The sequence below is a fragment of the Proteus myxofaciens ATCC 19692 genome, from assembly GCF_001654855.1.
GTDB classification, from domain to species: domain Bacteria; phylum Pseudomonadota; class Gammaproteobacteria; order Enterobacterales; family Enterobacteriaceae; genus Proteus; species Proteus myxofaciens.
In genome coordinates this window covers 67277-85233 of sequence record NZ_LXEN01000094.1, presented here as the reverse complement: position 1 = coordinate 85233, position 17957 = coordinate 67277, and the positions used below count along the sequence as shown (strand labels likewise).

At 39.5% G+C, this 17957-nt stretch carries 19 protein-coding genes and 2 tRNA genes; 6 read left to right on the top strand and 15 right to left on the bottom strand.

Annotation, left to right across the window (positions count from 1 at the left end):
• Window positions 1–19: 19 nt before the first annotated feature.
• The 7 genes from M983_RS09855 to rlmE all read right to left on the bottom strand — a co-directional run bounded on the left by M983_RS09855 (window position 20) and on the right by rlmE (window position 5684).
• A tRNA-Met gene (locus M983_RS09855) sits at window positions 20–96 on the bottom strand.
• Between the two features lie 60 nt (window positions 97–156).
• Window positions 157–246, bottom strand: a tRNA-Leu gene (locus tag M983_RS09850).
• 57 nt (window positions 247–303) lie between these two features.
• Window positions 304–651 carry a preprotein translocase subunit SecG gene (secG, locus tag M983_RS09845; protein ID WP_066749893.1) on the bottom strand — a complete coding sequence of 116 codons (348 nt, stop codon included), beginning with the start codon at window positions 649–651 and terminating at the stop codon, window positions 304–306.
• Window positions 652–817: 166 nt separating this feature from the next.
• Window positions 818–2155: a phosphoglucosamine mutase gene (gene glmM / locus M983_RS09840; protein ID WP_066749891.1), complete on the bottom strand. Its 1338-nt coding sequence runs from the start codon at window positions 2153–2155 to the stop codon at window positions 818–820.
• Window positions 2152–2994 carry a dihydropteroate synthase gene (gene folP, locus M983_RS09835; protein WP_066749889.1) on the bottom strand — a complete coding sequence of 281 codons (843 nt, stop codon included), beginning with the start codon at window positions 2992–2994 and terminating at the stop codon, window positions 2152–2154. Before folP ends, glmM begins: the two co-directional genes overlap by 4 nt.
• Window positions 2995–3075: 81 nt before the next feature.
• Window positions 3076–5007: an ATP-dependent zinc metalloprotease FtsH gene (gene ftsH, locus M983_RS09830; RefSeq protein WP_066749887.1), complete on the bottom strand. Its 1932-nt coding sequence runs from the start codon at window positions 5005–5007 to the stop codon at window positions 3076–3078.
• 47 nt (window positions 5008–5054) lie between these two features.
• Window positions 5055–5684 carry a 23S rRNA (uridine(2552)-2'-O)-methyltransferase RlmE gene (gene rlmE / locus M983_RS09825; protein WP_066749885.1) on the bottom strand — a complete coding sequence of 210 codons (630 nt, stop codon included), beginning with the start codon at window positions 5682–5684 and terminating at the stop codon, window positions 5055–5057.
• Window positions 5685–5830: 146 nt separating this feature from the next.
• Here rlmE and yhbY point away from each other — a divergent pair, with 146 nt between their 5' ends.
• Window positions 5831–6124 carry a ribosome assembly RNA-binding protein YhbY gene (gene yhbY / locus M983_RS09820; protein ID WP_066749915.1) on the top strand — a complete coding sequence of 98 codons (294 nt, stop codon included), beginning with the start codon at window positions 5831–5833 and terminating at the stop codon, window positions 6122–6124.
• Between the two features lie 121 nt (window positions 6125–6245).
• On the opposite strand, the gene greA is transcribed toward yhbY, so the two are convergent.
• Complete coding sequence (gene greA / locus M983_RS09815) at window positions 6246–6722, bottom strand: transcription elongation factor GreA (RefSeq protein WP_066749883.1); 477 nt, start codon at window positions 6720–6722, stop codon at window positions 6246–6248.
• Window positions 6723–7177: 455 nt separating this feature from the next.
• On the opposite strand from greA, the gene dacB reads away from it, so the two are divergent.
• On the top strand, window positions 7178–8620 hold the full coding sequence (gene dacB / locus M983_RS09810; protein WP_066749882.1) for a serine-type D-Ala-D-Ala carboxypeptidase: 1443 nt from the start codon (window positions 7178–7180) through the stop codon (window positions 8618–8620).
• Between the two features lie 97 nt (window positions 8621–8717).
• On the opposite strand, the gene cgtA is transcribed toward dacB, so the two are convergent.
• The 3 genes from cgtA to rplU all read right to left on the bottom strand — a co-directional run bounded on the left by cgtA (window position 8718) and on the right by rplU (window position 10608).
• Window positions 8718–9890 carry an Obg family GTPase CgtA gene (gene cgtA / locus M983_RS09805; RefSeq protein WP_066749880.1) on the bottom strand — a complete coding sequence of 391 codons (1173 nt, stop codon included), beginning with the start codon at window positions 9888–9890 and terminating at the stop codon, window positions 8718–8720.
• 132 nt (window positions 9891–10022) lie between these two features.
• Window positions 10023–10280, bottom strand: coding sequence for a 50S ribosomal protein L27 (rpmA, locus tag M983_RS09800; RefSeq protein ID WP_066749878.1), 258 nt, complete (start codon window positions 10278–10280; stop codon window positions 10023–10025).
• A 19-nt stretch (window positions 10281–10299) separates the two neighbouring features.
• Window positions 10300–10608 carry a 50S ribosomal protein L21 gene (gene rplU / locus M983_RS09795; protein ID WP_066749876.1) on the bottom strand — a complete coding sequence of 103 codons (309 nt, stop codon included), beginning with the start codon at window positions 10606–10608 and terminating at the stop codon, window positions 10300–10302.
• 261 nt (window positions 10609–10869) lie between these two features.
• Between rplU and ispB the strand changes: the two genes are divergently transcribed.
• The gene (gene ispB, locus M983_RS09790; protein ID WP_066749874.1) at window positions 10870–11841 is read left to right on the top strand and encodes an octaprenyl diphosphate synthase; all 972 of its coding nucleotides are present in this window, start codon (window positions 10870–10872) and stop codon (window positions 11839–11841) included.
• Between the two features lie 45 nt (window positions 11842–11886).
• On the opposite strand, the gene M983_RS09785 is transcribed toward ispB, so the two are convergent.
• Together M983_RS09785 and M983_RS09780 are read right to left on the bottom strand one after the other, a co-directional pair.
• Complete coding sequence (locus M983_RS09785) at window positions 11887–12303, bottom strand: DNA-binding protein (RefSeq protein ID WP_066749872.1); 417 nt, start codon at window positions 12301–12303, stop codon at window positions 11887–11889.
• Between the two features lie 78 nt (window positions 12304–12381).
• Window positions 12382–12729 carry a DNA-binding protein gene (locus M983_RS09780; protein ID WP_066749870.1) on the bottom strand — a complete coding sequence of 116 codons (348 nt, stop codon included), beginning with the start codon at window positions 12727–12729 and terminating at the stop codon, window positions 12382–12384.
• Window positions 12730–12915: 186 nt separating this feature from the next.
• On the opposite strand from M983_RS09780, the gene M983_RS09775 reads away from it, so the two are divergent.
• Entirely contained in the window at window positions 12916–13182 is a 267-nt protein-coding gene (locus M983_RS09775) for a helix-turn-helix domain-containing protein (RefSeq protein ID WP_066749869.1), read from the top strand.
• A gap of 100 nt (window positions 13183–13282) precedes the next feature.
• Here the strand turns inward: M983_RS09775 and mdh are convergent, their stop codons facing one another.
• On the bottom strand, window positions 13283–14221 hold the full coding sequence (mdh, locus tag M983_RS09770) for a malate dehydrogenase (protein WP_066749866.1): 939 nt from the start codon (window positions 14219–14221) through the stop codon (window positions 13283–13285).
• Window positions 14222–14664: 443 nt separating this feature from the next.
• Between mdh and argR the strand changes: the two genes are divergently transcribed.
• Window positions 14665–15135, top strand: coding sequence for a transcriptional regulator ArgR (gene argR / locus M983_RS09765; RefSeq protein WP_066749865.1), 471 nt, complete (start codon window positions 14665–14667; stop codon window positions 15133–15135).
• Between the two features lie 108 nt (window positions 15136–15243).
• On the opposite strand, the gene mpl is transcribed toward argR, so the two are convergent.
• Window positions 15244–16623, bottom strand: coding sequence for a UDP-N-acetylmuramate:L-alanyl-gamma-D-glutamyl-meso-diaminopimelate ligase (mpl, locus tag M983_RS09760; RefSeq protein WP_066749863.1), 1380 nt, complete (start codon window positions 16621–16623; stop codon window positions 15244–15246).
• A 164-nt stretch (window positions 16624–16787) separates the two neighbouring features.
• Here mpl and fbp point away from each other — a divergent pair, with 164 nt between their 5' ends.
• The gene (gene fbp, locus M983_RS09755; protein ID WP_066749862.1) at window positions 16788–17795 is read left to right on the top strand and encodes a class 1 fructose-bisphosphatase; all 1008 of its coding nucleotides are present in this window, start codon (window positions 16788–16790) and stop codon (window positions 17793–17795) included.
• The last annotated feature ends 162 nt before the right edge of the window (window positions 17796–17957 follow it).

The window sequence follows — 17957 nt, the reverse complement described above, 5'->3', positions numbered from 1 at the left end:
AGTGCTGTATTGTTAGAAGTGGTTGCGGGGGCTGGATTTGAACCAACGACCTTCGGGTTATGAGCCCGACGAGCTACCAAACTGCTCCACCCCGCGTTCGAAAAACGTGGCAAATTTTACGCTGATAACAAGCAAAACGCAAGCTATCTGGAATAATGGTGCCGAGAACGGGACTTGAACCCGTACGCCCGTTTTGTAGGCACTACCACCTCAAGGTAGCGTGTATACCAATTTCACCACCTCGGCACATTAATGAGACTGTTATTATATCTAAATTAACAATCTCATTTAAACTTTACTAACTTACTGAGGAATATCTGTATTATTTGTTGGCGCTACAGGCGGAGCTGATTGTTCAGCTTTTTTTGCTTCTTCTGTAGTCTGCTCGATAGACATCCACTTACTGTCTTCACGTGCAGATTTATTAGCACTTAAATTACCTAAAATTAGGCAAAGGATAATAAATACTGCTGCTAAAACAGCGGTCATACGGGTCATAAAGTTTGCTGAACCGCCTGAACCAAATACCGTACCGGAAGCACCTGCACCAAAAGAAGCGCCCATATCAGCACCTTTACCCTGCTGTAACAGGATCAGACCAACCAGCCCCGTTGCGGCAATGATAAGAATAACAATGAGTGCTGTATACATTTGCGTTACCTATTCTATGGAACTTATCGCGTTTACGATAACCTTCGATTGCTTCACCCGCTATAGTTCAACGACCTTACTAAGCGGGTGTGAATACTAACCAAACCTGAACTGACAAGCAAGGTTATTTTTCTATAAAGTGATTGATTGAAGAAAAAAACAGCAATTAACCAACATGCTTTACAGCGTCTGCAATTCGATTTGCCATCGCAGTCACTTGCTCTTCATTTTCGCCTTCAACCATTACTCTAATTAATGGTTCTGTACCCGATTTACGCAAGAGTACTCGACCTTTGCCAGCAAGCTCTTCTTCAACCGCTTTAGCGACTTGCTGAACTTGTGCTGATTGTAATGGATCAGTATCACCTGTAAAGCGAACATTAACCAAAATTTGTGGTAATAGTTTCATACCACTACACAAATCATGCAAACTCATATGGTTACGAACCATAGCACTTAATACTTGTAAGCCTGCAACAATACCGTCACCCGTTGTCGTTTTATCAAGTAAAATAATGTGCCCTGAGTTTTCAGCACCTAAACGCCATCCTTTTTCTTGTAATTTTTCTAACACATAGCGGTCGCCCACTTTTGCTCTAAGAAAAGGAATGCCAAGTTCTTTTAATGCTATCTCTAATCCTATATTGCTCATTAATGTACCAACAGCACCACCACGTAATTGTCCTTGGCGTAATGCTTCTCTGGCAATAATATAGAGAATTTGGTCACCATCAACTTTTAAGCCTTTATGGTCAACCATGATAATTCGGTCACCGTCACCGTCAAAGGCTAAGCCAACATCAGCCCCTTCTTCGATTACACGTTTTTGCAACATACGAACATCTGTTGCGCCGCATTCTTTATTGATATTAATCCCAGTAGGATCGCATCCAATCGTAATAACATCAGCACCTAACTCACGAAAAACATTAGGTGCAATGTGATAGGTTGCGCCATGAGCACAGTCAACAACGACTTTTAAACCATTGAGATTATTTTCACTCGGGAATGTACCTTTACAAAATTCGATATAACGACCAGCAGCATCAACAATACGGTTTGCTCTTCCTAGTTCTGCTGATTCGACACAAGTAATCGGCTTTTCCATTTCCGCTTCAATCGCTTCTTCTACTTCATCAGGTAGTTTTGTACCGTCAATTGAGAAGAATTTTATGCCATTGTCATAATAAGGATTATGAGATGCTGAGATAACAATACCCGCTTCAGCACGGAAAGTACGTGTTAAATAAGCAACAGCAGGCGTTGGCATTGGTCCTGTAAAAGAAGCAGATAAACCCGCGGCAGCTAAACCCGCCTCTAAAGCAGACTCCAGCATATAGCCAGAAATACGCGTATCTTTACCGATAATGATTTTTCGAGAACCGTGACGTGCCAACACTTTACCCGCAGCCCAACCCAGTTTTAATACAAAATCAGGAGTAATTGGGCTATCACCTACTTTTCCACGAATACCATCTGTTCCAAAGTATTTACGTTCGCTCATTCATTATATTCCTTAGCAGAAAGAGTGGCTTGTACGACTTTCATCGCATCAGCAGTCTCTTTAACATCGTGCACACGAATAATTTGTGCACCTTGCATAGCAGCAATCACTGCACACGCCACACTTCCAGCAACGCGTTGTTGTGGTGGCACATTTAATAATTGCCCAACCATTGATTTACGTGACATTCCGGCAAGAATAGGTAAGCCAAAATGATGAAATTCATTCAAATGGGATAATAACTGGTAATTATGTTCTAAATTTTTACCAAATCCGAATCCGGGATCAAGAATAATTTTATCTCTTTCAATACCCGCATTAATACAGCGTTGAATATGTTCACCTAAAAAAGAGTCAACATCTTTGACCACATCGTCATAATGAGGTGAATGTTGCATTGTCTTAGGTAAGCCTTGCATATGCATAATGCAGACGGGTAATTTTGTTTTTGCAGCCGCCTCAAGCGCACCCGGCTCTTGTAGTGAACGTATATCATTGATAATTGAGGCCCCTGCATTTGCAGATTCTGTAATGACTTGTGCTTTTGATGTATCAACTGAAATCCAGACATCAAATCGCTGGCTTATCGCCTCAACAACAGGAACAACACGATGTAACTCTTCTTCTATTGAGACATCACTTGCACCAGGTCTTGTCGACTCACCACCGATGTCGATGATAGTTGCGCCTTCATTAATCATTTTTATTGCGTGTTCAAGCGCATGATTAAGAGAGTTATGAGTACCACCATCAGAAAAGGAATCTGGTGTAACATTTAAAATACCCATAACTTGAGGTGTTGATAAATTAAGCTCTTTTCCTCTAGCAATTAATTTCATTTTGTCGATACCTTCAAAAAAAAACCCCAGAAGCCTGGGGTTTGTATTTATAGCTTACTCACTCTTGAAAACCGATAAGGTTTAGTGAGTATTATCATCAGAAGGTGCATCACTGTCTGACTCAGGATTATTTTTTGGCTCATTCGTCGCATAAGTTTGAGTTGGCTGTGCGTTTGTACCGCCATTACCTTCCCAACCTGCTGGTGGACGAACATCTCGACGATTCATTAAATCATCAATTTGTGGCGCATCAATAGTTTCATAAGTCATGAGTGCATCTTTCATTGTATGAAGAATATCTAGGTTATCCATCAATATCTGGCGAGCACGAACATAGTTACGATCGATAATTGCTTTAATTTCTTCATCGATTGTGCGCGCTGTTTCATCAGACATATGTTGCGCTTTAGCAACAGAACGGCCTAAGAATACTTCTCCATCCTCATCAGCATATAACAATGGCCCTAATTTCTCAGAGAAACCCCATTGTGTCACCATGTTACGAGCAATATTCGTTGCAACTTTAATGTCATTTGAAGCACCAGTAGAAACATGCTCTTCGCCGTAGATAATTTCTTCAGCTAAACGACCACCATAAAGTGTTGAGATTTGGCTCTCTAACTTCTGACGACTTGCACTGATTTGATCGCCTTCAGGTAAGAAGAAGGTTACACCTAATGCACGACCACGAGGAATAATCGTTACTTTATGAACAGGATCATGTTCTGGTACTAAACGGCCTATAATGGCGTGTCCTGCTTCATGATAAGCTGTTGATGCTTTTTGTTCTTCGGTCATCACCATAGAACGTCGTTCAGCACCCATCATTATCTTATCTTTGGCTTTTTCAAACTCAACCATTGAGACAACACGTTTATTTCCACGAGCTGCAAACAATGCTGCTTCATTAACTAAGTTAGCTAAATCTGCACCAGAAAAGCCCGGTGTACCACGTGCTAAAATTGCCGCATCAACATCCGGTGATAATGGAACTCGACGCATATGAACTTTAAGAATTTGTTCACGTCCGCGCACATCAGGTAAACCAACAACAACTTGACGGTCAAAACGACCAGGACGAAGTAACGCTGGGTCTAAAACATCAGGGCGGTTTGTTGCAGCTATGACGATAATACCTTCATTGCCTTCAAAACCATCCATTTCAACCAACATTTGGTTCAGTGTTTGCTCACGCTCATCGTGACCACCACCTAAACCTGCACCACGTTGACGGCCAACGGCATCAATTTCATCAATAAAGATGATACATGGAGCTGCTTTTTTAGCCTGTTCAAACATGTCACGCACACGGGAAGCACCGACACCGACAAACATTTCAACGAAATCAGAACCAGAGATGGTAAAGAATGGTACTTTCGCTTCACCGGCGATAGCCTTCGCTAATAATGTTTTACCTGTACCAGGAGGACCAACCATCAGAATGCCTTTCGGGATTTTACCCCCTAACTTCTGGAAACGACCTGGATCACGTAAGTATTCGACTAATTCACTAACTTCTTCTTTAGCTTCATCACAACCTGCAACATCAGCAAAGGTTGTTTTGATTTGATCTTCGGTCAACATGCGCGCTTTACTTTTACCAAAAGACATCGCACCTTTACCGCCACCACCTTGCATTTGGCGCATAAAGAAGATCCAAAGACCAATCAGTAATAGCATAGGGAACCAAGACACAAAAATTTGAGTCAACAGGCTTTGGCCTTCAAGAGGTTCACCCGACACTTTTACATTACGGTTCATTAAAGTGGTCAGTAGGTTGTCATCACGCATTGGCATATACGTGCTGTACTTTGAGTTATCTGTTTTAGTTACATTAATATCATAACCACTTATGCTGACTTCGCGTAACTGGTTATTAGTTAACTCATTGATAAAGGTAGAGTAATCCACCTTACGACTATTCGAATCGCTGGGTCCGAAGCTCTGGAATAATGACATCAAAACGACTGCAATGACTAACCAGAGGATCAGGTTTTTCGCCATGTCACTCAAGGGATTAACCTCATATTACAACTGTGTTAACAAATAGCTTTAGGGTACTAAAGTTTACGCCCTGTGGCTACAATATATACCTCACGAGAACGAGATCGCGAAGCGTCTGGTTTACGAACTTTCACCTTCGTAAACAGGGAGCGTATTTGCCCCAGGTATTCATCAAAGCCTTCTCCCTGAAACACTTTGACAATAAAACTTCCCCCGGGAGCCAGCACATCACGACACATATCAAGCGCTAACTCTACTAAATACATGGATCGAGGAATATCGACCGCGGGAGTCCCGCTCATGTTTGGAGCCATGTCAGACATGACAACCTGGACTTTATTTTCACCTACTCTATCAAGCAACGCCTTCAACACAAGTTCATCACGAAAATCGCCTTGAAGGAAATCGACTCCAACAATAGGATCCATAGGTAAAAGGTCACATGCAATAATTCGACCTTTGCTTCCTAACTGCTGTACGACATATTGAGACCACCCACCTGGAGCAGCACCTAAATCGACAACGGTCATACCTGGTTTAAAAATATTATCACTTTGCTGAATTTCATCCAGTTTAAACCAAGCGCGAGAGCGAAACCCTTTTTTCTTTGCTTGTTGAACATATTTATCACTAAAATGTTCTTGTAACCAGCGGCTAGAGCTTGCTGAACGTTTCTTATTGGCCATTGCGTTTTCCAACTATCATACACTTAGTAATCAAAAATTTTACTTTTTACACTCATTTTACCTTGTCTTGACGACATTTTATGGTGATAAAGGTGAGATGGCGTTAGAATAGACGGTTTTCAATCCCAACCAAGCAAAAATTAATGATGACTCTTAACAAAAAACAAATTCAACACCTGAAAGGGCTCGCTCATCACCTAAATCCTGTCGTTATGATTGGTAACAACGGACTGACTGAAGGCGTTCTCGCAGAAATTGAAATCGCTCTGGCACACCATGAGCTTATCAAAGTCAAAATCGCAGGCGAAGATCGAGATGTTAAAAACTTGATCGTAGCAGCGATTGTGCGTGAAAGCGGTGCACAGAATGTACAAGTTATAGGAAAAATTCTAGTTCTTTATCGCCCTTCACAAGAACGTAAGATTATTCTACCTAAATAAAACTTGCACCTTTATATAAAAATGCCATAACTAACCCTATGGCAAAAAAGGCCTTTTCAGGCCTTTTTTATATTACCACAGGATAGCAATCTAGTTTCCCATAGAAACGTAAAATTATGAATTAAATATACTCTACGTTTAAAATTTCATACTCAACTTGACCACCAGGCGTTGTAATAACAACTGTATCATCTAATTCTTTACCGATTAAGCCACGTGCGATAGGAGAATTAACTGAAATTAAGTTCTCTTTAATATTCGCCTCATCATCACCGACAATACGGTAAGATTGCTCTTCTTCTGTATCAACATTGAGCAATGTCACTGTTGAGCCAAAAATAATACGGCCAGAATTGGTCATTTTTGTAATATCAATAATTTGAGCATTCGATAACTTTGCTTCAATTTCTTGAATTCGCCCTTCACAGAAACCTTGTTGTTCACGCGCAGCATGGTATTCCGCATTTTCTTTTAAATCGCCGTGTTCCCGCGCTTCTGCAATAGCCGCGGTAATTTCTGGGCGACGAACACTTTTTAAAAATTCCAGCTCTTCACGTAATTTTTCTGCACCAAGAACTGTCATAGGGATCTGATTCATGTGTTAATACCTCAATACTATTCCTAATAAAAAATAGGTATCATCCTGATTTTTTATACTAACAACACAGAGAGAAGCACGAATTTGCTCTTCTCAAGACAAAAAAAAACACAGGCAACCTGAAATGGTGCCTGTCTCTATATATTCTATTTGTGAATTTAGGCTAGGTTAGCCTTCTTTCATATTATTAGGAAATAAAAAAATCCTTTCCTACATCTTTAAACTAAATCTAACACAACAAAAGAAGAGCTTCACGCCTTATCTTGCTTTTGAAATGCTTTTAGTTTGAAAAGCCACATACTAAGTCACAGCAAAGAAACAAATAAATAGACATATTCTGATAATAGAGATATCACACGTACTACCGTTTACTTTTGCCCTCATTGCCCTTTAGTATTAGCTTCTGGTAACTCATACTGTAACGTCATTACGCTATAATCACAGATAGAGAAATTATGCGCTTATTATCTACCGTTAAACGAATACTTTGTACGTTAAGTATTATTAGTTTTTCAACGCAGGCTCTTCCTGTTGAAAACTATATAGAAAATCTTCCTCAAGGGACTCAAGTTGGCTTAATCACGCAAAATGTTGGCGCCTCTTCTCCTAATCTGAATTATCACGCAGATCAATTAGCACTTCCAGCGAGTACACAAAAAGTGGTTACAGCACTGGCTGCATTGCTTCAATTAGGAGGTGATTATACATTTGTCACCACAATGGAAACTGAAGGAAAAATAAAAAAGAATCAGCTTGATGGTTCTCTTATTTTCAGATTTAGTGGCGATCCTACATTAACTCGCCAACAATTAAGAGCGATGGTTACCGTATTGAAGCAAGCAGGTGTAACTCAAATAAATGGCGATTTATTAATCGACACATCTGCATTTTCAAGCCATGACAAAGCACCTGGCTGGGTCTGGAATGATATGACACAATGTTTTAGTGCACCGCCAAGTGCAGCCATTGTCGATAAAAATTGCTTTTCAGTATTACTACAAAGTGGCAATAAAGAAGGTGATATTGCCACTATTCGTAAAGCGTCTTTTTATCCTGTCACCGTGTTAAGCGAAGTTGAAACTTATGAAAAAGGTTCAAATCGTACGCGCTTTTGTGAATTAGATGTCACTGTTCGTGATTTAAATACCTATGTCATCACAGGCTGTATACCTAAACGTGAAGATGCTGTGCCACTTATGTTCTCTATTCAAGATGGCGCACACTGGGCAGGTACGCTTATTAAAGAAGAATTACAACGAGCAGATATTACACTTAATGGATATGTTAAACGTCGTTCTCAATATAAAGAACCCGTAACAGTACTTGCACAAACACAATCCAAACCATTACATAATTTACTCACAAAAATGTTAAAAGAATCTGACAACATGATTGCAGATACTGTATTTAGAACCATTGGTCGTGAATATTATGGTGTAGCGGGTACTTGGCGTTCTGGATCAGAAGCTACCCGTGCTATTTTGAAACAAAAAGCAGGTATTGATTTAGGTACAACCATCATGGTTGATGGTTCTGGTCTTTCTCGCCACAACCTCATTGCACCTGCAACAATGATGCAAGTATTGCAGTATGTTGGACAACATGATAGCGAATTAAATTTTATCTCAATGCTTCCTCTTGCTGGCCACGATGGCACATTACAATATCGTGGTGGTTTTCATGAGGCCGGTGTTAATGGCAAAGTTTCAGCCAAAACAGGTTCATTAAAAGGGGTTTATAACCTAGCTGGATTTATGACGACAGCAAATGGACAGAAAGTTGCCTTTGTACAATATGTCTCAGCTTATTCGCCACCGACACAAAATCGTAATGCAGGTCGTGCTTATTTAGTGCGCTTTGAAACAAAGCTTTATAAAGATATGTATAACAATCGCTAAATATATTGTAATACAACATGATATGAAAGAAACGCCTGATTTATCAGGCGTTTCTTTTAGGTTCAGATAACAACGACATTAATCGAGGTTTAAATGATTAGCGTTTATAGATAAATTCTACGCCATCATCATCTTCTTCATCCCAATCATCGTCGTCGTCTTCGTCAAAGTCCGGATTTTCTAACTGCTCTTTGTGGTAATCATCCCACATAAAGTCAACTTTCTCTTCATCCGTTGTCACGATTGATTTATCTTGTTCACGAGGTGTTACATTGAGGAACTCCATGATATCCCAACAGAGTTTTTTCACGCCGTCTTGGTTAATTGCCGCTATCATGTAATAGTCGCCTTCCCAACCCAGTGCCTCAACAATCGCTTTTGCTTTTTCTTTCGCTTCTTCAGGAGAAAGAAGATCAACTTTATTAAAGACTAACCAACGTGGTTTTTGTGCAAGCTTTTCGCTGTATTTTTCTAATTCAGCAATAATGATCTTCGCATTTTCAACAGGATCTGATCCATCTATTGGATCGATATCAACTAAATGAAGTAATACACGGCAGCGTTCTAAGTGTTTTAGGAATTGGATACCAAGACCAGCACCATCAGCCGCACCTTCAATCAGACCTGGAATATCTGCAACCACAAAGCTTTGATGACTATCCATACGCACAACACCCAAGCTTGGCACTAGTGTTGTAAATGGATAATCAGCAACTTTAGGCTTCGCTGCTGAGACTGCTCTAATAAAGGTAGATTTACCTGCGTTAGGCATTCCTAGCATGCCGACATCGGCTAATAGCATCAGTTCTAGCAAGACTTCACGAGATTCACCTGGCGTACCCATTGTGCGTTGGCGTGGCGCACGATTAACCGAGGATTTAAAGCGTGTATTACCTAATCCATGGAAGCCACCTTTGGCAACCATTTGTTTTTGACCATGAACAGTCAAATCAGCAATAATTTCGCCAGTTGCCAGATCGCGAGCTCGTGTTCCTACTGGCACGCTAATTGTAATATCTTGACCACGTTTACCGGTACAATCCCGACTATGGCCATTCTCACCGCGCTCAGCACGATAAGATTTAGTAAAACGGTAATCGATAAGGGTGTTGAGGTTTTCGTCTGCAATCATATAGACATCACCACCATCACCACCATCACCACCGTCTGGTCCCCCTTTCGGGATATATTTTTCGCGACGAAAGCTTACACAGCCGTTACCACCATCGCCTGCGACGATTAGGATCTTGGCTTCATCAACAAATTTCATGATTTTACTCCGTATGATAGCCATTAACGAGCTGGATGGCCGAATTTACCCAGAGATGGCCTTTTTTAAATATAAAAAGCCCCGCAACAAATTTGCAGGGCTTTTGACTCGGTATTTAAAGGACCGGTAATATTATTCAGCGTCGATGCTGATAAATTTACGGTTGTTTGGACCTTTAACTTCGAATTTTACTTTTCCGTCAGCTAATGCGAACAGGGTGTGGTCACGACCACAACCAACGTTAGTACCTGCATGGAACTTAGTACCACGTTGACGAACGATGATGCTACCTGCTAATACAGCTTCACCACCGAAACGTTTAACACCTAGACGTTTTGCTTCAGAATCGCGACCGTTACGAGTCGAGCCGCCAGCCTTTTTGTGTGCCATTAATCTGCTCTCCTAAACCTTAAGCGATACCAGTGATTTTAACATCAGTAAACCACTGACGGTGGCCCTGTTGTTTACGGCTATGTTTACGACGACGGAACTTAACAATCTTAACTTTGTCGCCGCGACCGTGAGCAACCACTTCCGCTTTTACTTTAACGCCCGCAAGGATTGGAGCGCCAATTTGAATGTTGTCGCCATCAGCGACCATCATAACTGTGTCAAACTCAACTGTTTCGCCAGTTGCTACTTCGATTTTTTCTAAACGAATAGTTTGACCTTCGCTGACTCGGTGTTGTTTACCACCACTTTGGAAAACCGCGTACATATAAACTCCGCTTTCCGCACACTCTGATATGTATAATTTGAGTGCACAATTAAAATATTCACATAGGGCGCGAATTCTACGCAACTTTGGTGCCGATGACAAGTACAGATCGCAAACTACCGTTAAAAAAAAGAGTTTTTTACACGATATTTATTTCAGCCATTTTTAAAGTACAATCTAAATTATAAGAGAGTAAAATCTATGGCATGATTATTTTTTATTAATATAACGCGCTCATTGGCGAGCCAAAGTCGAAAAAACATGAATTTAGAATCTATTATAAAACTGACATCCGCTGACATGGCTGCGGTAAATGAGGCAATCCTTTACCAGCTTAATTCAGATGTTTCTTTGATAAACCAGCTAGGTTATTACATCATCAGTGGTGGTGGTAAAAGGATCCGCCCGATGATCGCGGTACTAACAGGGCGTGCATTAGACTATCAAGGGGATAAACATATCTCTGTCGCTGCACTCATTGAGTTTATTCATACAGCAACATTATTACATGATGATGTGGTGGATGAATCTGATATGCGCCGAGGTAAACAAACCGCCAATTCTGTTTTTGGCAATGCGGCAAGTGTTCTTGTTGGCGACTTCATCTACACACGATCTTTTCAGATGATGACAGATCTTGATTCAATGCGAGTCTTGAAGTTGATGTCTGGTGCAACGAATGTGATAGCAGAAGGTGAAGTGTTACAATTAATGAATTGTAATGATCCGAATATCTCAGAAGATGATTATATGCAGGTCATTTACAGCAAAACAGCCCGTCTATTTGAAGCGGCATCTCATGCTTCTGCGATCCTTTCTGGTGCAACACCAGAACAAGAAAAAGCCTTCCAAGATTATGGACGTTATTTAGGTACTGCCTTCCAACTTATTGACGATCTACTTGATTATGATGCCGATAATACACAACTAGGCAAAAATACAGGGGATGATCTAGACGAAGGTAAGCCAACCTTACCTTTATTACATGCAATGCATCATGGAAACGAAAAAGAATCTCAGCTAATTCGCCAAGCCATTGAACAAGGGAATGGTCGCCATCTATTAGAAACGGTTTTAACAACAATGAAATACTGTGGTTCTTTAGAATATACTCGTCAAAGAGCAGAAGAGGAAGCAGATAAAGCCATTGAAGCTTTATCCATTATTTCTGACTCGCCTTATAAAGATGCACTTATTGGACTTGCACACGTCGCAGTGCAACGCCAATCATAATTTGCGCTCAAGCTATCATAAGCTTAATAAGGCCCCTCAGAGCGACTATGTCGTCTCTGGTGGGCTTTTTAATTTTTTTAGCACTTCTTCATTATCTTGCTCAATTGCGTCTTGATTATCTGCATCAATATAACTAATTAACTTTGCTAATCCTTCACGCAAAACAAATTTTACAATTTTTTCGCGTTCTGATTTGGTAAGTTGATAATAAGCCTCAACCCAAATCAAAAATCCATCTTGACGTTTAGTTAAATACTCAGCAGGAGGCTCATGGGCGGCCAATACGCTGATAACTTCATCAGGTAAGCTTTTTACTGAATATTCGACGGCCTTTCCTTGTACGCCTCGTTTACGGCGGTTTTCCCACCCTTCGCGACGCGCCATTAAGTTAACGCCTTGCGGTGAATTGGGTAATCCCGCAAGCCCCACTAATTCTTTTGCTGTATACCATTCTTTTTTCATGATCTCATCTCACATGCAACTAAGAGGTTAGTCAGATATCTGTTGCGGATAACGCAATGAACCATTCTTTAAAATCACTTAATTATTGATGATTTTTTCTATAAAACTTCTAATACCATCGCGTAATATCAGCTCGGTTAATAATTTTTGCTCACCATCATTGAGTTGTTGGAATGCTTTCATCCAGATTACAAGTGGTTCCTCTTGGCTTAATTTGTAATGTGCTAATGGTTCATAAAGTTTCAGAGCAATTAAAGTTTCTTCAGGTAAACAGGAATAGTGATATTCAACACCATTACCTTGCCTATTCGCCTTTTTTTGTTTTTTCCAAGATTCACGTTTTGCTTTCGCATTTACACCTTGTGGTGATTTAGGTAATCCTCCTAAACCGGTCAATTCCATTGCCGTATACCACTCTTTTTTCATTGTGTTTCTCTAAAATTGTTATCAACTTCAAAAAAGAAATTATTAAGAAAAAAATCAGAAATATTTTTAGAAAAATAATGTTATTTTATTTTCTAAATAATCAGTTTAAATGCTTTTAGGCATTTCTAATAAACTGTTATTTATACCACTAACACAGCATTTAATTTTATAAAAAAAGGATTAAAAATGATTTCAAGGAAATCTGATTGGCATCCTGCCGATATTATTGCCGCACTCAGAAAAAGAGGAACAACACTTGCAGCTATCTCTCGCAAAGCGGGTCTAAGCTCTTCTACGCTGGCGAATGCGCTGTCACGACCTTGGCCTAAAGGTGAAAAAATCATTGCTGATTATCTTGGTGTAGCACCTTTTGAAATTTGGCCAAGTCGTTATTTTCATCCTGAAACAGGAGAATTACTTGAACGAAAAATTCGTGACAAAAGTAATAATTAACTAATCATTACTTACATTATAATTAATAAAAAAAACCGCTGATATAGTATCAGCGGTTTTTATTTAAATTAATATTATTTTATAGGAAAAAATAATTAGTTTATTTATTTATAAATTCTTCACCAAGAATTATATCTTTTCTCAATACATCAAGCATGTTATTCAGCGATTGTTTTTCATAATCACTTAATTTACCAATAGGTAAATATTCTTCGATACCATTTTTACCTAAACGAACAGGTTGTGCGAAGAAACGCGCATATTCGCCATCACCTTCAACATATGTGCATTCAATAACCTCTTTTTCGCCATTTAAAGCGCGAATTAATGAAAGACCAAAGCGTGCAGCTGCTTGTCCCATTGATAATGTTGCAGAACCGCCACCTGCTTTTGCTTCTACAACTTCAGTTCCTGCATTTTGGATACGTTTTGTCAGTGCAGTCACTTCTTCATCAGTCCAAGAAACGCCTTCAACTTGCGATAATAGAGGTAAAATGGTAACGCCAGAGTGTCCACCAATCACAGGAACATTCGTTTTTTGAGGATCTTTGTCTTTTAATTCAGCAACAAACGTATTAGCACGAATAATATCAAGTGTTGTGATACCAAATAGACGTTTTTTATCGTAAACCCCCGCTTTTTTAAGCACTTCAGCTGCAATAGCAACTGTTGTGTTCACTGGGTTTGTAATGATACCAATCAGCGCTTTAGGGCAGTTTATAGCGACTTTTTCAATAAGGTTGCGAACGATCCCTGCATTTACGTTGAAAAGATCAGAGCGATCCATACCAGGTTTACGTGCAACACCTGCAGAAATCAAAACAACATCGGCGCCTTTAAGGGCTGGAGAAGGATCTTCACCCGCAAAACCTTTTACAGTAACGTCAGTCGGTATATGACTTAAGTCTGCTGCAACACCTGGTGTAACGGGAGCGATATCATATAAAGAGAGTTCACTACCAGCTGGCAGCTGATTTTTAAGAAGAAGTGCTAATGCTTGACCAATACCACCTGCTGCACCGAGAACTGCTACTTTCATTCTGATACTCCTTAGTTGACTAAATAGTGGAACGTCTTTGAATACTCACTATTACGCAAATCACTTTGAGTAAAAACAATTATTTAACAGTAATATTGCATAATAAGACATTTGTAATAAAAATAATATTTACCATATTCTAAACAAAATGCTTATCTGTTAATGAGATAGTGGACACTCTTTTAAGAAAAAATTCCAATAAATATAATAAAGTGTTAACTAAACCATCTTAAACATAGCAACTATCTAACGTTATCATTTATTTAACAAGTATTTTACTTTAGATAGATTAGCGCATTCATAACTGATAATTAAACCTTTTTGTGCGCTCTTTATTTTATTATTTTTACAAACCTATTTTTCTCTTTTACAACATAATGTTGCATAAAAATTCACTTCTCAGCATAATATAATGGTTAATGATAACTCACTAAAGGTGAACTATGCGCACTCCATCGAAGCAAGAAGACTTGGTTAAAGCGTTTAAAGCCCTGCTGAAAGAAGAAAAATTCAGTTCACAAGGCGAAATAGTGACTGCATTACAAGAAGCGGGTTTTGATAATATTAATCAATCTAAAATTTCTCGAATGCTGACTAAATTTGGTGCTGTTAGAACGCGTAATGCAAAAATGGAAATGGTGTATTGTCTTCCTACTGAGCTTGGCGTACCAACAGCAAGCAGCCCATTGAAAAATTTAGTGCTTGATATCGACCATAACCATTCTGTTGTGGTGATAAGAACCAGCCCTGGTGCAGCGCAGCTAATCGCTCGCTTATTAGATTCATTGGGAAAAGCTGAGGGTATTCTTGGTAGTATTGCCGGTGATGACACTATTTTTTCAACACCTGCACCAGGATTTACAACAGAAGAATTACGCGATGCTATTTTAAATCTGTTCGATCAAGAACTGTAATTTATTTCTGTTTGCCAATATGCAACATTCTATTTGAATACTTCAAATTGAAATTAAAGCCACTGAACAATGTTCTTGTATCAGTGGCTTTATTATTTGTTTTTCTAATTAATACTGATTATTAGGTAATTTTGGCTCAGCTAATTTCGCTAATAGTTTTTTATGAATACCACCAAAACCACCATTACTCATAATTAATATATGATCACCAGGCTGAGCGTCTTTGGCTATCATATCAACTAATACATCAATATCCGTACTCCAACGCGCAGGTTGTACACATTTTTCAGCAATATCACTCACTAACCATTGAATATTAGGTGGCTGAAATAGAAAGACTTCATCCGCTCGACCTAGTGATGGCGCGATATCATCTTTGCTAATGCCCATTTTCATCGTGTTCGAGCGAGGCTCTAAAACAGCGATAATTCGAGCTGTACCACCAACCTTACTACGTAACGCTTCTAGTGTGGCTAAAATTGCCGTTGGATGGTGAGCAAAATCATCATAAACACAAATTTGATTAGCTTCACCACGTAATTCTAATCGGCGGCGAGCATTAATAAATTTATCAAGTGCTTTGCATGCATCTTCAGGTAAAACACCAACATGATGAGCAGCAACAATTGCCATCAAACCATTTTGCATATTATGCTCACCTGACAAACCCCAATGCACTTCACCTACACATTCACCTTTGTGAAACACTTCAAAATGGCTACTGTCGTTGATTAGTTTTTTTGCTTGCCAATCGCCTGTTTCACCCGTGTATTCCTGCTCACTCCAACATCCCATGCTAATGGTCTGTTTTAAGTTCATATCGTTATCAGGCATGATAATTTTGCCACTGCCAGGAACAATGCGAACAAGGTGATGAAATTGTTTTTGAATAGCAGCGAGATCTTCAAAAATATCAGCGTGGTCAAATTCAAGATTATTTAAAATTAATGTGCGTGGTGAGTAGTGTACAAATTTAGAACGTTTATCAAAAAAAGCACTGTCATACTCATCAGCTTCAATCACAAAAAAAGGACTTTTACCTAACTGAGCTGACACTTGGAAATTGCCAGGTACGCCACCGATTAAAAATCCAGGCTCATAGCCACAGTCTTGTAAAATCCAAGTAAGCATACCTGCTGTCGTCGTTTTACCATGTGTTCCTGCAACGGCAAGTACCCAACGCTCAGGTAAAATGTAATCATGTAACCACTGAGGACCTGATGTGTATGGTAAGCCTTTTTCAAGTACAGCCTCAACACAAGGATTACCACGAGTCATCGCATTACCAATAATAACCATATCAGGAGCGGGATCGAGTTGTTCTGGCGAATACCCTTCAATAAGTTCAATACCTTGATTTTCTAACAAGGTGCTCATTGGGGGATAAACATTAGCATCTGATCCTGTCACTTTATAACCTTGCTCTCTTGCAAGAATGGCAAGGCTTCCCATAAAAGTGCCACAAATACCAAGAATGTGAATATGCATGAATTTATTTCCAATAGCATGAAGTTGGTCACTATTCTAACGATCAAATAGCAGATTAGAAACGGATTAACCTTTGAATCATCCGATTCTTTGGATAAACTTGCCATCACCTAGGAGATTTTTCTCCTTTTTTACCTTACCCACTTACATTCAGGACCTGCGTCATGAAAACATTAGGCGAATTTATCGTCGAGAAACAACAAGATTTTCCCCACGCGACTGGCGAACTAACCGCATTACTTTCTGCTATTAAGTTAGGGGCTAAAATTATTCATCGTGATATTAATAAAGCAGGGTTAGTCGATATCCTTGGCACTAATGGTATTTCAAATGTGCAAGGCGAAGCGCAGATGAAACTGGATCTTTATGCGAATGATAAACTAAAAGCGGCATTAAAAGCGCGTGGTGAAGTTGCAGGTATCGGCTCAGAAGAAGAAGATGACATTGTTATCTTTGAAGGCGATCGTGGCGAAAATGCAAAATATGTCGTTTTAATGGACCCACTAGATGGTTCTTCAAATATCGATGTAAACGTTTCCGTTGGGACTATATTCTCAATTTATCATCGCATTACCCCTGTTGGGCAACCGGTTACTATTGATGATTTTCTACAACCAGGAAATCGCCAAGTTGCGGCAGGCTATGTCGTTTACGGTTCATCAACCATGTTAGTTTATACAACGGGTTGTGGTGTACACGCCTTTACTTATGACCCTTCTCTCGGTGTTTTCTGTTTATCTCATGAAAGTGTACATTTCCCACCAACGGGTAATATGTATTCAATTAATGAAGGTAATTATATTAAATTTCCATTAGGCGTTAAAAAATATATTAAATATTGCCAAGAACAAGATGCCGCAACGAACCGCCCTTATACTACACGTTATATCGGATCTTTAGTTGCTGATTTTCACCGTAACTTATTAAAAGGCGGTATCTATATTTATCCAAGTACAGCAAGCCATCCAACAGGTAAATTACGTTTACTCTATGAATGCAATCCAATGGCATTCTTAGCGGAGCAAGCTGGCGGTAAAGCGAGTAATGGTAAAGATAGAATACTCGATATTCAGCCTAAGGAGTTACATCAGCGTATGCCTTTCTTTGTGGGTACAAAATCCATGGTTGAACAAGCCGAAAGCTTTATGGCGCAATATCCTGACGAGGAATAATGCGTTAATATCCTTATCAGAGTAAAACATATAGATAACCGGATCTTCTGTATCCGGTTTTTTGTGCTTTAAAAATAGCCAATAGCTCTCTTTTATCTCCCCATTATGCGTAAATAACCAACAATCTACGGCAAAAAACGGGTATTGTTAAAGACTTTTCGT

Bases quoted from the DNA above. Each gene is read 5' to 3' on its own strand.
- secG (WP_066749893.1), bottom strand. From the start codon at position 651: ATGTATACAGCACTCATTGTTATTCTTATCATTGCCGCAACGGGGCTG.
- glmM (WP_066749891.1), bottom strand. From the start codon at position 2,155: ATGAGCGAACGTAAATACTTTGGAACAGATGGTATTCGTGGAAAAGTA.
- folP (WP_066749889.1), bottom strand. From the start codon at position 2,994: ATGAAATTAATTGCTAGAGGAAAAGAGCTTAATTTATCAACACCTCAA.
- rlmE (WP_066749885.1), bottom strand. From the start codon at position 5,684: ATGGCCAATAAGAAACGTTCAGCAAGCTCTAGCCGCTGGTTACAAGAA.
- yhbY (WP_066749915.1), top strand. From the start codon at position 5,831: ATGACTCTTAACAAAAAACAAATTCAACACCTGAAAGGGCTCGCTCAT.
- greA (WP_066749883.1), bottom strand. From the start codon at position 6,722: ATGAATCAGATCCCTATGACAGTTCTTGGTGCAGAAAAATTACGTGAA.
- dacB (WP_066749882.1), top strand. From the start codon at position 7,178: ATGCGCTTATTATCTACCGTTAAACGAATACTTTGTACGTTAAGTATT.
- cgtA (WP_066749880.1), bottom strand. From the start codon at position 9,890: ATGAAATTTGTTGATGAAGCCAAGATCCTAATCGTCGCAGGCGATGGT.
- rpmA (WP_066749878.1), bottom strand. From the start codon at position 10,280: ATGGCACACAAAAAGGCTGGCGGCTCGACTCGTAACGGTCGCGATTCT.
- rplU (WP_066749876.1), bottom strand. From the start codon at position 10,608: ATGTACGCGGTTTTCCAAAGTGGTGGTAAACAACACCGAGTCAGCGAA.
- ispB (WP_066749874.1), top strand. From the start codon at position 10,870: ATGAATTTAGAATCTATTATAAAACTGACATCCGCTGACATGGCTGCG.
- M983_RS09785 (WP_066749872.1), bottom strand. From the start codon at position 12,303: ATGAAAAAAGAATGGTATACAGCAAAAGAATTAGTGGGGCTTGCGGGA.
- M983_RS09780 (WP_066749870.1), bottom strand. From the start codon at position 12,729: ATGAAAAAAGAGTGGTATACGGCAATGGAATTGACCGGTTTAGGAGGA.
- M983_RS09775 (WP_066749869.1), top strand. From the start codon at position 12,916: ATGATTTCAAGGAAATCTGATTGGCATCCTGCCGATATTATTGCCGCA.
- mdh (WP_066749866.1), bottom strand. From the start codon at position 14,221: ATGAAAGTAGCAGTTCTCGGTGCAGCAGGTGGTATTGGTCAAGCATTA.
- argR (WP_066749865.1), top strand. From the start codon at position 14,665: ATGCGCACTCCATCGAAGCAAGAAGACTTGGTTAAAGCGTTTAAAGCC.
- mpl (WP_066749863.1), bottom strand. From the start codon at position 16,623: ATGCATATTCACATTCTTGGTATTTGTGGCACTTTTATGGGAAGCCTT.
- fbp (WP_066749862.1), top strand. From the start codon at position 16,788: ATGAAAACATTAGGCGAATTTATCGTCGAGAAACAACAAGATTTTCCC.